We start from the raw sequence: 16,384 nt of genomic DNA on the forward strand, positions 1-16,384 counted from the left end.
GGGGAATTAAACATAATACCCGGAACCCCACCCCGCCAAAGCTGCGCTTTAGCTCCCCTCCCCGCCTGCGGGGAGGGGTTGGGGGTGGGGTTTTTTTATTATGGGTAATTTGGCGGACATAATATCAATGGTCAGAATTCCAGTAATTGATTTCACTAATTTTACTAAGGGCAACGCAATAACTCGGCAAGCTGTCATCAAACAAATCTATGAAGCTTGTCATGAAATTGGCTTCATGTACTTGCAAAATTCGGGAATATCAAAAGAGCTGATTGAGGAAGTATTCACTCACAGCAAATCTTTTTTCAATTTACCTTTAAAAGTTAAGCAAAAGCAAGCTTGGAGTAATGAATTTAGTAATATGGGTTACGTTGGGATTGAGAGAGAACATCTTGACCCCAATCAACCAGGCGACTTAAAAGAGGCGTTTAATGTAAACAAACAAGCGGTAGGGATAGATGCTTCTCTTGTCACCTTTTATGATAATTGTACAGAACTTGCTAACACGATATTACAAGCTTATGCGTTGGCGTTGGAATTGCCAGAAGATTTTTTTACTATAAGACATAATCAACAAAATCATACCTTGCGACTATTACACTATCCGCCATTGCAGACACCACCGAAACCCGGACAGGTGCGTGCCGGTGAGCATTCCGATTATGGCAGTATTACCTTACTTTTCCAAGATGACATTGGCGGGTTAGAAGTACAGACAGTATCTGGAGAGTGGATTGTCGCGCCTGCAATTCCTGATACTGTAATAGTCAATACTGGCGATTTAATGCAACGGTGGACAAATCATCGATTTTGCTCAACTAAGCATCGAGTGATGATTCCCACTGATAAAAGGGTGAACCAGTCGCGGTATTCTATCGCTTTTTTCTGTCATCCTAATGATGATACAGAAATTGCTTGTTTGGAGAGTTGCCAGAAAGAACAATCGCCTATCTATCCCCCTATCCTTGCGGGAGAATATCTTTTAAGCCGTTTACAAGCAACTTATGGTAATTCTTAGGCAGGAGGCAGGAGGCAGAAGGCAGGAGGCAGGAGGCAGGAGGCTCAGTTGGAATCCCCCTAAATTTATTTATGGGATTTAATAAGGACGTTGTAAATATGCGCTGCGCGTCACTACATACATCTTTTTTTATTTTTCATAAATAAATTTACTTGCTCTAAACCCGCTCTTCTGTGGGCAAAAAATATATTTTCTTCCTCCTGCCTCCTGCCCTCTGCCTTTCTTCGGTAATTCGTAATTAAGAAAGATATTTAATATGAAAACCTACGATTGGATTGTGGTTGGTGGCGGAATTACGGGTGCTGCACTCGCTTATGAACTGGCTAAAACTGGCTTTTCTGTACTTTTGTTGGAGCAATACAGCAGACCAGAGAATGCAACTCGCTATAGTTATGGTGGGCTTGCCTATTGGTCGGGTAATACACCACTAACTCGGCTATTGTGCGAAGAAGCGATTGCACGTTACCATATCCTATCTCAAGAGTTAGACGCTGATATCCAATTTCGGGAATTAGATTTATTACTGACTATTTCAGCCCATAACGACCCAGAAGCAACTGCGGCATCATATAATGATTGTGCCATTCCACCCCGTTTACTCAGTGTCCAAGAAGCTTGTGAGTTGGAACCGCAGCTAAATCGAGAGGCGATATCTGGTGCTTTAACTGTCAAACACGGTCATATTCATCCAGAAAAAACAGCACAAGCTTACATCCAAGCTTTTGAACGGGCTGGGGGTGAAATGCAGATTACCCAAGTATTGCAGATATTGCAAGATGGTGTCCAAACCACCAGTGCAACTTTCCACAGCGCTAACGTTGTCGTTTGCGCGGGTGGACTCAGCCGCCAGCTTCTCAAATCTGCTGGTGTTTCCATTAAGCTGTATTTTACCCACGCAGAAATTATTGAAACCCCAGCCGTTGATGTCAGGTTACGCACCTTAGTTATGCCAGCGAATCAGCAACGGTTTCACCTAGAAGCTGAATCTACTCAAGTTGATGAATTATGGGATGAACTTGGTAATGAGTTAGTACCACCGATTTTAGATGTGGGTGCAATTCAGTTTCAAGATGGTAGTATCCGCATCGGTCAAATTAGCCGTGCGATCGCAGATCCTCAAGCCAAGGTAAACTCAGATGTAAGCGAACAATGGTTGCGAAAAAGTGTTGGTCAAATTTTACCAGCATTGGAAAATTTACCAGGGACTTGGTATCACTGCTTAGTGGCATTTAGTAGCAATCAACTTCCCTTAATTGGTGCTATTCCAGGATTGGAAAGCGTTCATGTTTTCTCTGGGTTTAGCAATCCCCTAGTACTGATACCACCTTTGGCAAAGCGCTTTGCTAATTTTGCAACTGGCCAGGAAGATGAAATTATTACACAAATGCTAATCTAAAAGCCTCGCAGTTAAAGACATAAATATTATTGATGCTGATACATGAGGTACAGTCAAACTTTGGAGTTATAAAAAGTGGATATAATATCATGTTCGCGTAATCAGTTATGATTCTCATAGTGATTGCACCCCACCCCTTAATCCCCTCCCCGCCTGCGGGGAGGGGAGACAAAGCACAGCTTTGGCGGGGTGGGGTTCTTCGGGTTTAATAAACAATCAAGCGGACATGATATAACTGCATTGATTTTAGTTAAATCTCATGCTTGATTAATTGACAATAGTGCATCTTGTCTGTCTAAAATAAATAATTAGAGTTCGCCTAATTTTCAGTAAAGGAATAGCAGCAATGTCTTCCATTGAGGACAACAAAATAATTGCTCAACGGTGGATTGAACTTATTAGCGAGCATAAGATCGAAGAAATTTGCGAGATAACCGCCCCGACTTGGAAAATGCACGGTGGTTTACCAAGACTTCCCCTTGGCCCTGAAGGAGTACGCAAACTCTTTGGTTCATTTGGGGCTATCCAGCAGAAATGGACAATTGAAGATGTAATCGCTGAAGGTGATAAAGTTGTTGTGCGTGCGACTAATACCTGCATTCAGGAGAGTTTTCTTGGCATACCAAGTCACGGCCGTCAACAGACTTTCACTGCTACCTTCATTCATTATATTGCCGACGGCAAGATAATTGAAACCTGGCGAAACGCTGACGACCTTGGACGGGTTCTTCAGCTTGGGGCACGGATTGAACCAGGAGTATCTGAATAATAGCAGTAGTTGATTAAAACTATTGTTGTCTTAACCAGCTATCTGTTCAGCACATACCAGGCTTTTGAAAAGAGATAAGTAGGTAGACATAATTAAATATAAAATAAACTCCTAGTTTGTAGTGAGCGATTTATCGCTCAGAGCAAGAATTATCAGGACTAAAGTCCTGACTACAAACTTTAAATTTATTTATGCCTAGATACTTAGCAGTTTTTAACTGTCTAGAATCAAAGACGTTCGTGGAAGAGAAAGTTTTTACTTTTCCATAACGTATTGCATAGATATGAGAATCTTTATAAAGTTCACAAAGCTTAATCTTAAAAAGTTTGTTTTTTATTACAAAAACAAACTTTTTTGTATAAGGCGTCACTTTTTACTAGTAAACTATCGCACTAATATCACACTTTAAAGATTGGTGCGATTCGTTGATTGCTGAATCACGGTACACAGTCCGTAAATAAGCAATCCAGTCTCAACCCAACAATGGGAAACAGATTGAACTCTCGGTCAGATGTAGGTGAAAGTCCTACCAATCAGACTCAGATTTGACTCCTTACCTGCCCACACTGACCAGACTCGGTTTTCTGGAGGGTGAAGCTGGGAACAGGGCGTAATCAGACGACCGTTGCGGGTTGACACTGGCGCTAATAGGAAGTTCCTACGGTGAAACAGAGCCTAGAAAAGCAACCTATAAAGAAGCAGGGCGCAACATTAAAAACCTTGACTAGATTGGAGCTAATTCCCGCCGCATTCCAATCTAATAGCGGTAAAGAGTCCAGGGAATCCAATGGTTGAATTGGCTACACCTAACGGAACAATCAATCTTTCCGAGGGAACGAATAAAAACGAGTTGTGGGTCTAGGGGCGGTCGAACCCCAAGTAGACCAGACGAGCGGATTAACCCCCACAATTCGGGTAGGACAGACCGTAATTGGTCTGAGGTGTTCAGAAAATACAAACTCTAGAAGAGAAAATGATTAGACACAGTTACAAAACTAGTGAATCTTGGAGAGCTTTACCGTGGAAGAAATTCCGCCGAAACCTTTTCCGCCTTCAAAAGCGCGTATTCAAAGCTGTTCAAGTTGGAGACAAGCGGAAAGCTCGGTTACTCCAAAAGCTTATTATGAAATCCACCTCGGCTCGATTTCTTGCAATTAGACTTGTATCTCAGCTAAATGCTGGTAAAAAGACGGCTGGTATTGATGGCAAGAAATCCCTCTCATTTGAAGAACGCTTCAACCTTGAAGAATTACTAAAAATGAATAGTGGAAATTGGAAGCATCAAGGATTACGGGAAATCCCCATCCCTAAGAAGGATGGGACTACCAGAATGCTTAAGATACCTACCATCGCGGATAGAACTTGGCAATGCCTCGCAAAATATGCACTTGAACCAGCACACGAAGCCACTTTCCACGCTAGGAGTTACGGGTTTAGAACTGGGCGCTCTGCCCACGATGCACAAAAGTACATCTTTAATAACCTCCGCTCTGCTTGCAATGGAATAGAGAAACGAGTTATAGAACTCGACATCGAAAAATGCTTCGATAGGATTAACCACTCAGCAATTATGGATGAACTCATTGCTCCAAAAGGCTTAAAACTCGGTATCTTCCGATGCCTCAAGGCAGGTGTAAATCCAGAATTCCCTGAACAAGGAACACCCCAAGGAGGAGTGGTCAGTCCGTTACTAGCTAATATTGCGCTCAACGGCATTGAAAGTATACACAGATACCACAGGGATCAAGGGTATAGAATCACCAATAAAACCCCAGCCAGTAGTATCATCGAACCATCAGTCCGATACGCGGATGATATGGTCATTATACTTCAACCCAAAGATAACGCGACAGAAATACTTGAAAGAATCAGCGAGTTCCTCCGCAAACGCGGAATGAATGTAAGCCAAAAGAAAACCAAAGTTACCGCCGCGACAGATGGGTTTGATTTCCTCGGCTGGCACTTCAAAGTCCAGAAAAACGGAAAGTTTAGAAGTACTCCTTCAATAGACAACTTCAAAGCTTTTCGCAAGAAAGTAAAACACATCGTCAACAACTCGAATTATGGTGCTACCACAAAGGCTGAGAAATTAGCCCCGGTAGTTAGAGGTTGGAGAAATTACCATAAGTTCTGTAGGATGGACGGTTCTAGAAACTCCCTGTACCACATCGAAACAAGAGCTTACAAGGTATTTAACAGGGAAACCAAGCAAAACCGCTACTCTAGCAAGAAACTACTAGACAAAGCATTCCCAGCTGTTTCCCACTCCGAAAACAAACACATTTCTGTCAAAGGAACTAAATCACCTTACGACGGAGATACAGCCTACTGGAGCGAACGCAAAATTAAGCTCTACGATGGCAAAACTTCTTTTGCTCTTAAGAAGCAAAACCATAAATGTGCATCCTGCGGCTTAAAGTTCATTGATGAAGAACAGATTCATCTGCACCACATCGACGGAAATCACGCCAACTGGAAGAAAAACAACCTTGAAGCAATTCACGAGAGTTGCCATGATTACAAGCACATGAGCAAAAGCGCAAGCTAAGAACATCGGGAGCCGTGTACACAGAAATGCGTATGCACGGATCTAACTGAGAGGTGCGGAAGATAATACTTCCCATCGACTCAACCATATTGTCAGCTTTCTATAAGTTGGCTGATTCATCAAGAGGAAAATTCATAAAAAGATGAGAAGACAATTTAACCGACGCAAGTTTATAATTTACGGTTCTTTAACTTTTGGAAGCAGCTTTTTTTTGAAAGCTTGCGCGAATAATTCTCCAACTGCAACACAGACTCCAGCCGCACCTCCCACTGCTTCCCCAGCGGCGGCTACTGCTGGTGACACTATCAAAGTAGGTATTTTGCACTCTCTGAGTGGTACGATGTCTATCAGTGAAAAAAGCGTTGTTGATGCTGAAAAGTTAGCAATCAAAGAAATTAACGCTGCTGGTGGTGTTTTAGGTAAACAAATTGAAGCAATTACCGAAGATGGCGCTTCTAACTGGGATACTTTTAGAGAAAAAGCAACCAAGCTAATCGATCAAGATAAAGTAGCTGTAGTCTTTGGTTGTTGGACTTCTGCTAGCCGCAAGAACGTTAAGCCAGTATTCGAGAGCAAAAACCACATGCTCTGGTATCCTGTGCAATACGAAGGTCAAGAGTGTTCTAAAAATATTTTCTACACTGGCGCTGCACCAAATCAACAAATCGAACCATCTGTTGATTGGCTGTTAAAAAATAAGGGCAAAGAATTCTTCTTAGTTGGCTCTGACTACGTTTTTCCCCGGACTGCTAATACCATCATTAAAGCTCAACTAGAAGCTTTAGGCGGAAAAACAGTTGGTGAGGATTATTTACCTCTTGGTAACACAGAAGTTACACCAATTATCACTAAAATTAAGCAAAATTTACCCAATGGTGGCGTGATTTACAACACCTTAAATGGTGATAGCAATGTTGCTTTCTTCAAACAATTGAAAGGGGCTGGATTGACACCAGATAAATATCCCTCCATGTCTGTAAGTATTGCTGAAGAAGAAGTGAAAGCAATTGGTGTAGAGTATCTCAAAGGTCATTATGCAGCTTGGAACTATTTCCAAACAGTAGACACACCTGCTAATAAGAAGTTTGTAGCAGCTTTCAAAAAAGAATACGGTGAAAATCGGGTGACAAATGACCCAATGGAAGCAGCATACATTGCAGTTTATTTGTGGAAACAAGCAGTCCAAAAAGCTGGTACTACAGATATAGCTAAGGTAAGCGCTGCGGCTTATGGTCAAACTCTAGATGCACCTGAAGGTAAAGTGACAATGGGTGCTAATCATCACATATCCAAAATTGTGCGGATTGGTCAAGTTAGACAAGATGGTTTATTTGATATTGTCTATGCTACTCCAACAGCAGTTGAACCAGTTCCTTGGAATCAATTTGTGAAAGAAACTAAAGGATTTGCTTGTGATTGGAGTGACCCTGCTAAGGGTGGTAAGTTCAAGAAAATCTAAGTAATTCGTAATTCGTAATTCGTAATATTCTCGTTTCCAGGTTCTACCTGGAAATGCTGCTCATTGGGCTGCTGCCGCGAGTTAGGAGGCGAAGCCTCCTTAATAGGCATTCCCAGTCTGAGACTGGGAACGAGGCAGAAGAGATACTAACTACTCGCTGATAGCTGTTGTGGAGAAATAAGTGTTAGCAGGATTCTTAGAAGCTGTATTTAATGGTATTAGTATTGGCGCGGTATTATTAATCGCGGCGTTGGGACTAGCAATTATATTTGGATTGATGGGCGTCATCAATATGGCGCATGGTGAATTGATGATGTTCGGTGCTTATACAACTTATGTTGTCCAAAATGTCTGCAAACAATTGGGTGGGGTGTGGTTTGAAGTCTATATATTTTTGGCTTTGATTATTGCTTTTATATTCACGGCTGGTGTGGGATTAATTCTAGAAAAAGGCGTGATTCGTTATCTCTATGGACGCCCATTAGAAACTCTATTGGCAACTTGGGGAGTAAGTTTAATTTTTCAGCAGTTTGTCCGCAGCGTGAATTGGGTATTGATAATTGGTCTAGGTTTATTTTCTCTGCTGTTTTTTGGAGGTTTATGGATTTTAAATTCTCGCACAGATTTGGGAAGGGTTCGTAACTGGATTGTGGCGGTGATATTTTTATTATCGCTGGGGGTGACAATTACAACAGGCAATTTATTGAGTCAAACTTATCAGTTAGCAGTAACTCAACCTTGGTTTGGCGCTCAAAATGTAGATGTAACAGCACCGACTTGGTTACAAGCAGGGATATCTTTAGGTGGTGTACAATTGCCCTTTGCCAGGTTATTTATTATTGCTTTAACAATAATCTGTGTGGCAGGAATTTACTTATTTTTACAACGTTCTAGCTGGGGTTTAAGAATTCGGGCGGTGACGCAAAACCGCAGTATGAGTGCTTGTTTGGGTATCCCAACTCAAAAGGTGGATGCGATTACTTTTGCACTAGGTTCGGGTTTAGCTGGTGTGGCGGGATGTGCGATTAGTTTGCTTGGTTCTGTAGGGCCAAATACGGGACAAAACTATATTATTGATACTTTTATGGTTGTTGTCGTTGGAGGTGTGGGCAATTTAGCCGGGACAATTGTGGCGGCGTTGGGTATTGGTACGGCTAATTTTTTAATTGGTTCTGGAACTCTGGCTTTGTTGTTGACTCCTGTTAAACCTTTGGCTGATTTGTTTACTTTTTTTGCAACGACAAGTATGGCGAAGGTGATGGTATTTGCGCTGATTATTGTGTTTTTGCAGTGGAAGCCTGGGGGGATTTTTCCGCAGAAGGGACGTACTGTTGATGTTTAAAACGAACCGCGAAGACGCAAAGGACGCGAAGAAAGAATGAGGAAGAAGGGAGGAGGGTTATTAATTGAGGCGGGGGTGGCGATCGCGATCGCACTTTTCCTTATAATTATCATGCCACTTGTGCTGTCGGAGTTTCGCCTAAATTTGTTGGGACGATTTTTGTCACTGGCGATCGCAGCTTTGGGTATCGATTTGATTTGGGGGTATACTGGTTTACTAAGTTTGGGACATGGTATTTTCTTTGGTTTGGGTGGATATGCGATCGCAATGTACCTGAAGCTGCAAGTCCCTAATGGAGAATTGCCTGATTTCATGGGACTTTATGGGGTTACTGAACTTCCCGCCTTTTGGCAACCTTTTTATTCGTTTCCTTTGACAATAGCTTTGGTGGTATTAATTCCGGGGTTATTGGCGGGTTTGTTGGGATATTTGGTTTTCCGAAATCGTCTCAAGGGAGTTTATTTTTCCATCTTGACTCAAGCCGGAACTATTGTATTTTTTAACTTCTTTAATGGTCAGCAACAATTTTTCAACGGTACGAACGGACTGATAGATTTTACAACCTTGTTTGGGGCAACGGTCAGCGATGCCAAAACGCAGTTTGTTTTCTACACGCTGACGGTAGTGTTTCTCGCAATCACCTACGGGATTTGTCGCTGGTTGACAACTGGACGCTTTGGGAGGTTGTTGATAGCGATTCGTGATGATGAAAGTCGGGTAAGATTTTCTGGCTATGACCCTACAGATTTTAAGGTGTTGGTGTTTGCAGTTTCAGGTGCGATCGCAGGTATAGCAGGAGCATTTTACACCATTCAGAGTGGTTCTGTATCACCTAGAGCAATGGATATTGCCTTTTCGATTGAAATGGTGATTTGGGTAGCAGTAGGCGGACGCGCTACTTTAATTGGCGCGATTGTCGGAACTTTGTTAGTCAATTATGCTCGCACTTTTTTAAGCGAACAATTTGCCGAAATCTGGCTATTTTTCCAAGGCGCACTATTTTTGATAGTTGTCACAGTCCTTCCTGACGGTATCGTGGGATGGTTGCGTAGTCAGAATATTTCTCTTTTCAACCGTCGTCAAGAAATTGCGACATATCCCACCTTGGAAGAAGACCCGGAAGTGCAACATGAACGCGAAAATATTGGAAACTGAAAATGTAACTGTTAGTTTTGACGGTTTTAAGGCTTTAAACCAGCTTAATTTTAGTATGGATGTGGGTGAATTACGAGTAGTAATTGGCCCTAATGGTGCGGGAAAGACAACGTTTTTGGATGTGATTACGGGGAAAGTTCAGCCAACCGTGGGGCGAGTTTTATTCAAAGGAAGAAATCTACGTTCTTTACCCGAATATAAAATTGCCCGATTAGGAATTGGGCGCAAGTTTCAAACACCTCGAATTTACCTGAACTTAACGCCCCGTGAAAATTTAGAAATTACCAGTAACAAGAAGAAAAATGTCTTTTCTACTTTGTTTGAACATTCTAATGCTATTGAAAAAAATAATATTAAAGGATTATTAGAAACTATTGGTTTAACGCCAAAAGCCGATATCAGAGCAGCTTTACTTTCTCACGGAGAAAAGCAACGTTTAGAAATTGGGATGTTAGTAGCACAGTCACCAGATTTATTACTTGTTGATGAACCGGTTGCTGGTTTAACAGATGAAGAAACACACAACATCGGCGAATTGCTTTTAGCACTAGCGCAGAGTCATTCAATTTTAGTAATTGAACATGATATGGAATTTGTGCGTCAAATTGCCAAGAAAGTAACGGTGTTACATGAAGGTTCGGTGTTGTGCGAAGGTAATTTTGAAGAAGTGCAAAATGATTCTCGTGTAATTGAAGTATATCTGGGAAAACAGGAAGAATGAAAAATGCGATAACTTCTCTTCTCTACGAGAGGCTGCACTTCTCTACGAGACGCTCCGCGTAGCTTGCTTCCCGGTAGGGGTACGTTAAGCTGCGCGATCGCATTTTCTATTTCCCTAATAATTCTGCTCGATTTGCGCTGTTAAACACCTGCTCTACTGTTAGCGCCCAGTCAGCAACTACCACTGATTCCATGCAAGTCGCACCTGTAAATATCTTATCCTCATTGACGAGACATAAATTTGCTCTTTTAAGATACTTCTAGTTAAGAAGAATAGTAGGTTGGGTTGAGAACAGCGAAACCCAACAAAGCCTTGATAATGTTGGGTTTCGTTAGCTCTAAAATTCAGATAGGGCAAGCTTTTCAATAAGTGGATAGAATTTGTCAAAGCCAGTTACCAACTAAAACATAAGGTGCCCAGTAACCAGGACGACTGTAATTGGGATAATCTTTTAACAACTTTACTTGGGCACGACGCAAGGCTTCAGCCTTTGTCACCTCATTTTTAACTAACTCACGATAAAATTCACCAATTAAGATAGCAGTAGATTTATCACTGATATGCCATAGTGAAGCCAAGGTACTACGGGCACCGGCTTTCACGGATGCTCCCGCTAGCCCTAGCGTGGCGCGATTATCACCAGTAGCGGTTTGGCAAGCACTTAACACCAGCATTTCCAAAGCTTCTGAGCGAGTTTGATCTCGACGGCGCAGTAGGCTATCAAATTGCGTAACATTAATCGGCCCATCATCTGCAAGTATAAAAGTATTCTCAACACTGGAGCTAAATTGACCGTGAGTTGCCAGATGTAACACATTAAATGGTACAGTATTTACCTTACTCTCTAGGTTTTTGCTGTTGAAGTCTCGATCTAGTAACTGGGTGGTAGAGGCGATCGCTTGGGAAATAGAGTCGAATTCTGATTTAATTTCTGGTAGCGGTGGAAACTGCTGTTTAAAGCCTTGTGGTGGTTGCACTAACCCGGCAGCTAGTACATTGAGTTTTGTTTGTGCCAAGGGTTTGAGTGCGAGTAACTGGAGTCCTAAGCTGAGTGCCACAGCGTATTTTTCTACCAGATATTGCTGACCGTCATACAATATGGCCATTGGCACATTTCGCAATATTCCATCCAGTACAAATACAAGGGTTTTGACTCCACTATCTTTTAAATCTGACTCAATTTCCTTGATTAACCACCCATAGACTTCTTGTGATAACGCTTGCACTTCCTCAGTCCGATCGGGTTCTAATAGATACTCTCTGAGTTGTTTTATAGTACCTTCTACGTCATTCTGTGACTTATTTACTGTATAATTACGCAGTGGTTGTTTAGGAATTTTGACAATCACTTGCAGTTGATCGGGCAGAATAATTGGATAAATGATTGCGGCTGTGGGATTATCTTTATCTACCACTGTGTCAAGCAAAACAGTTTTGGCATTAATGCAAGCTTCCCGGAAAAAGTCGTCTAATTCGGCCAGTTGCAGTGCTTCAATCCTCTGTCTAGCTTTGTCTAGGATTGGTTCGCTCGGATGAGTTTGCTGAAACTGCAACAATAATTCTACGGACTCTCGATATACAGGCTCTACACTTTCTTTAAAGGAAAACTGGACATCTCGATTCACAACTACTAAGTCACTACGGAGAGTCTGCAACTCACCGATCGCAGTATCATAGCTGGCAATAGCGCCTTCAATCTCTTTTTGCTGTTTTAACAAGCGTCCTAACTGCCAATGCCAACGATAAGCGATATCTGGAGCGTTGATTGTTTGGGCTATGTTCAGTGCCTGTTGGGTGAGGTTCTGGGCTATTGACCATTGTTTAGTTTGTTCGTATACACTGCCTAGAGTCCCAAGGGCAAAGCTCTCGGCTCGTTTATCTGCCAAATCTTCAGCTTGTTGCAAGGCCCTCGCGCAGATTTGAGCGATCGCTTCGGGTGTAGTTCCGAATTTCATCAAGCTTTGAGCTAGATTAATCTGCGCATAAATAGTTGTCACAGAAGCAGGTAGTTGTGTCAGTTGAGTTTGGATTTGCGGCAATAATGTCTGCACGGCGGCTGTTTGTCCCGCGTTCACTAGTAAATTCAACTGATTAACTTGAGCCTGAACTTTACTAATCGGGTTAGGAGCGATCGCAGCAGCTTGCTGATAAAACTGTATTGCACCCTTAAAATCTTGCTGTACTTGTGCCGTGTTGCCTAAACTGAATAAAGCCGCGCTGATATCCTGGGGAGAATCCAATTTTTGGGCAATTGACAAACTTTGCTGTAATACCTGACGGGATTGATTCAAATCTCCGGCTAATTGCAGAGCATTCCCAAAAGACCGTAATTCTACTGCTTTACTAACTGAATTAGGTTTTGATTGTAACTCCTGCTGCAATTGAGTCAAAATTGTCAAACCCCGACGGTAAAATCCCAAAACTTGCCATGCTTGAGCTTGATTGATGCGATCGCGGATAATGCCATTGCGATCGCCTAATTGCTTATAGCTAACTTCCGCACGTTGCCAGGTGTTAAGTGCCTGTTCAGCTTGTCCCAAGTCTAGTTGAATACTACCTTGAATATCTAGAATGGGAGCCAAAACCTGAAGATTTTGGGCAGGAGAGGATTTTTCGAGCAACTTTAAGCTATCCGTAATTGCCTGTTGCGCTGGTTGCAAATTACCCAGCTTTTGATATGCCAACGCCAAATTACTTAATGCCACAGCTTGCTGCAATTCATTGCCTTGGCTGCCAAAACTTTTAACTGCTTGTTGCAAAACTCTAACCGCTTCTGCAAATTTTCCTGCCTCATACAACACTTTCCCCTGTTGCAGCAAGTCTTGTGTTTGTGCGGGAGGATTTTTAATTGACACTCCAAGAGTTACGATATTTTGTGTCTCTATAGTTGCAGCAACAGGAAAAGCAATAACGCACAAAAAAGCTGTCACCACAACCAAGAGTATGAAAACAGGCAACTTATGGATTTTAAAGGGATGAATCAACCATATATTAAATCCGTCACATATCCGTTGCCACTGATTGTTTTTATGAATCTTGGGTTTCATCAGAATTCCTCCTTTGAATCTTGGAGTAACGAATTATTGACCACAAGACATGGCAGAGGGAATAAAAGAACTTTGCACAGATTGAGCCACAAGCATAATATCACCCTTACCATCAACAATCCATCCTTGAGCCTCCACAATCTAATTAACCTGAGTTCGGGATAAGAAAAAGGACAGGTAGTAAGCTGAAAATAACAACAAATCCAGTAACCTGTCCTATGTTTAGTTTAGATGCTTTGTTTTGTCATGTAGATAATTTCTGTAAAGCGTTTTGTCGTCATTAAACCAAAACGATGTCAACACTAGGAAGAAATCCGCTCCCTAAGTTGGTTTGGAGAGAGGCAAATTGAACCGATGCGATCGCATCAAACGGAGATTTATCAAAAGACAAAGCACCTGTGCTGTTGTTAAGCTGTTCCACATTTAAATTGCATAAATGGTAAAATAGATATATCCGTGTCTATAGCGTTATCATGCCTGCTAAAGGGTTTCTAGCTCAATCTCAAAAAGACAATTTACAAAAAGCTTTAAAAGATAGCGATCGCTCTCAATTTATACAGAGAATATTGATGTTACTTCTGATGAATGATGGAAAAACTTATCAGGAGATAAGTGAATTTTTAGGCTGTTCATGTAGAAGTGTAGCATATTGGTGTGTTCATGGTGATCCAGACAATTTAGAAAGTCTAAAAGATGGCAGGAGAAAAGGAAATTACCAGAAAGCAACAAATGAATATATTGAATTATTAATGGAAGTTATTGACAAAGAACCAAGTGAATTAGGCTATGAATTTGGACGATGGACAACAGCAAGATTAGCTACATATTTAGACAAAAGAACTGATATTAAGTTAAGCGGAGAACAAGTCAGGAGAATATTAAAGCAAAAAAAGTATGCTTACCTTTGGGCAAAATACAGTCTAGAGGATAAGCAAGATCCGATAAAAAGAGAGGTCTTTAAAGAAAAACTGCTTGGATATCTAGAAGCTTCAAAGTCTTGCCCTGAAAGGTTACAAGTCTGGTTTTGGGATGAGAGTGGTTTTAGTCTCAGGGTAATTAGACGTAAAAATTGGAGCAAAAAAGGTTCGAGTAAAAAAGTAACAGGTCAGAGGAGTCGCGGGCGTGTAAATATAATGGGAGGAGTAAGATATCACGACAGCAAGAGAATGTGTTATTTCATTGAGAAAGGGAATGGTGAAATTTTTTATGCGCAGTTAAAAAAATTAAATGAATTTGTGAAAAAAGAATGGGTTTTAGCAGGAAATCTAGAATCTAATTTTTCCGAGAATGGCCCAGTAATTTTAATTATTCTGGATAACGCTAGTTACCATAAAAAGAAAGTAATTATAGAGGCAATTGAGAAAGAGTTGCCAAACATTCAACTATATTTTCTGCCGGCATATAGCCCAGATATGAATTTAGTAGAATTGGTATGGCATTCAGCTAAAGAATATGTAGCCCACAGGTTATTTAAATCAGTCGATGAACTAAAAAATTTACTTGATAAGCTGTTAAATCAAGGAGAATTAATTATTAAATGGGGAAGAAAAATTAAGAATAAGGGTAATATTACTATTGCAACTTAAATGTGGAATAGCTTATAACTAAACTGACTGGTAGAACTGGCACCAAATCCAAATTTAGAAATCTGAATTTTATCTCCTTCAAAGTACTTAAAGTCTGCAATGTAATCAATTCCATCAGACAGAGAGTCGAAGACAAATTTATCGGCTCCACTTCCTCCCACAAGGTAATCGTTGTCTGTACGACCATTTAAAATATCATTGCCGTCACCTCCGTAGAGAGAGTCATTACCACTGCCGCCATTAAGATAGTCATCAAAAGCCCCGGCATCCAAGACATCATTGCCACCATTACCGTATAGGGTGTCAGTAGTATTGTTGAAGGTAAAATTATCAACTCCGTTACCGCCATTGAAGGAAACTTTTTCGATGTTATTGAAGGAAAAGCTGTACGGATCGCTGACATTAGAGTAGTCGACTACGAGTAAATCAATCCCCGTCCCGCCATCTATATAATCATTAACTCCAGATCCAGGATTAAGGGTATCGTTACCATCGCCTCCGTAGAGAGAGTCACTCCCACTACCTCCGTCAAGATAGTCATCGAAAGCCCCAGCATCCAAGATATCGTTGCCACCATTACCGTATAGGGTATCAGTGGTATTGTTGAAGGTAAAATTATCAACTCCGTTACCGCCATTGAAGGAAATTTTTTCGATATTATTGAAGGAAAAGCTGTAGGGACTGCTGACATTAGAGTAGTCGGCTACGAGTAAATCAACCCCCGTGCCGCCATCTATATAATCATTAAGTCCAGACCCAGGATTAAGGGTATCGTTTCCTCCAAACCCAAAGATACTATCAGTAAAAATACTACCGATAATATTGTCATTTCCGTTAGTTCCACTGTAGATTGGCATTTTAATTATTCCTCTGAGTAGTAAAAGTAAAAAGTTTTAGTTTTTTGGTTTCAGTAAGGTGATTTACAAGAATAAATATACCGATGCTGTTGGTTTCGACTTCGCTCAACCAACGGATAGATCGAGAGTTGAGCGAAGTCGAAACTCGCCAACATAGGTATTTTCTTTGTCGGAAATCACTTAAGGTCTATCTAGGGTGATATTTCATCACATAGAGACGCAGTTGGAAGTCCGGTTTTAGCTCGACTTTATCGGTTTTGTTGGTAACAAGATATCTGCAACAAAACGCTAAATAAGGTCTACACTATCCCTGAAACCTTTAAGGGAAGGTAGTTTTACTTAAAAAGCATTTGCCCAAGAGCCAGGGTTTTTGCTGAATAAAGTTGAGCTAAGTGAATCTCCCTGCTGAACTCATATACGATGAGTTTTATTTTTTATGCACCCAAGCAGAAATTTTGTATTATCGGTCGATAGACTTCTTGCACA

General features: G+C 41.3%; 12 protein-coding genes. 9 read left to right on the plus strand and 3 right to left on the minus strand.

What is annotated here, in order from left to right; translation table 11 throughout:
• The first annotated feature begins 127 nt into the window (after window positions 1–127).
• From CDG76_RS12410 to urtD, 8 genes are all read left to right on the plus strand, one after another.
• On the plus strand, window positions 128–1,018 hold the full coding sequence (locus CDG76_RS12410) for an isopenicillin N synthase family dioxygenase (protein WP_094349298.1): 891 nt from the start codon (window positions 128–130) through the stop codon (window positions 1,016–1,018).
• A 256-nt stretch (window positions 1,019–1,274) separates the two neighbouring features.
• Complete coding sequence (locus CDG76_RS12415) at window positions 1,275–2,414, plus strand: NAD(P)/FAD-dependent oxidoreductase (protein ID WP_094349299.1); 1,140 nt, start codon at window positions 1,275–1,277, stop codon at window positions 2,412–2,414.
• 346 nt (window positions 2,415–2,760) lie between these two features.
• Window positions 2,761–3,183 carry an ester cyclase gene (locus CDG76_RS12420; RefSeq protein ID WP_094349300.1) on the plus strand — a complete coding sequence of 141 codons (423 nt, stop codon included), beginning with the start codon at window positions 2,761–2,763 and terminating at the stop codon, window positions 3,181–3,183.
• Window positions 3,184–4,156: 973 nt separating this feature from the next.
• On the plus strand, window positions 4,157–5,731 hold the full coding sequence (locus CDG76_RS12425; protein ID WP_094349301.1) for a group II intron reverse transcriptase/maturase: 1,575 nt from the start codon (window positions 4,157–4,159) through the stop codon (window positions 5,729–5,731).
• 142 nt (window positions 5,732–5,873) lie between these two features.
• Window positions 5,874–7,190, plus strand: coding sequence for an urea ABC transporter substrate-binding protein (gene urtA, locus CDG76_RS12430; RefSeq protein ID WP_094349302.1), 1,317 nt, complete (start codon window positions 5,874–5,876; stop codon window positions 7,188–7,190).
• Window positions 7,191–7,371: 181 nt separating this feature from the next.
• The gene (gene urtB / locus CDG76_RS12435) at window positions 7,372–8,532 is read left to right on the plus strand and encodes an urea ABC transporter permease subunit UrtB (protein WP_094349303.1); all 1,161 of its coding nucleotides are present in this window, start codon (window positions 7,372–7,374) and stop codon (window positions 8,530–8,532) included.
• A gap of 36 nt (window positions 8,533–8,568) precedes the next feature.
• On the plus strand, window positions 8,569–9,687 hold the full coding sequence (gene urtC / locus CDG76_RS12440) for an urea ABC transporter permease subunit UrtC (protein ID WP_094349304.1): 1,119 nt from the start codon (window positions 8,569–8,571) through the stop codon (window positions 9,685–9,687).
• Window positions 9,662–10,408, plus strand: coding sequence for an urea ABC transporter ATP-binding protein UrtD (urtD, locus tag CDG76_RS12445; RefSeq protein ID WP_094349305.1), 747 nt, complete (start codon window positions 9,662–9,664; stop codon window positions 10,406–10,408). Before urtC ends, urtD begins: the two co-directional genes overlap by 26 nt.
• Window positions 10,409–10,791: 383 nt before the next feature.
• On the opposite strand, the gene CDG76_RS12450 is transcribed toward urtD, so the two are convergent.
• Complete coding sequence (locus CDG76_RS12450) at window positions 10,792–13,455, minus strand: CHAT domain-containing protein (protein ID WP_094349306.1); 2,664 nt, start codon at window positions 13,453–13,455, stop codon at window positions 10,792–10,794.
• 280 nt (window positions 13,456–13,735) lie between these two features.
• Window positions 13,736–13,876 carry a hypothetical protein gene (locus CDG76_RS37270; protein WP_190240827.1) on the minus strand — a complete coding sequence of 47 codons (141 nt, stop codon included), beginning with the start codon at window positions 13,874–13,876 and terminating at the stop codon, window positions 13,736–13,738.
• Between the two features lie 52 nt (window positions 13,877–13,928).
• Here CDG76_RS37270 and CDG76_RS12455 point away from each other — a divergent pair, with 52 nt between their 5' ends.
• Window positions 13,929–15,041, plus strand: a complete 1,113-nt coding sequence (locus CDG76_RS12455; RefSeq protein ID WP_094347467.1) for an IS630 family transposase — start codon at window positions 13,929–13,931, stop codon at window positions 15,039–15,041.
• On the opposite strand, the gene CDG76_RS12460 is transcribed toward CDG76_RS12455, so the two are convergent.
• Complete coding sequence (locus tag CDG76_RS12460; protein ID WP_094349307.1) at window positions 15,038–15,898, minus strand: calcium-binding protein; 861 nt, start codon at window positions 15,896–15,898, stop codon at window positions 15,038–15,040. The genes CDG76_RS12455 and CDG76_RS12460 overlap by 4 nt on opposite strands.
• Window positions 15,899–16,384 lie beyond the last annotated feature (486 nt).

Source organism: Nostoc sp. 'Peltigera membranacea cyanobiont' 210A, assembly GCF_002246015.1.
GTDB lineage: Bacteria > Cyanobacteriota > Cyanobacteriia > Cyanobacteriales > Nostocaceae > Nostoc.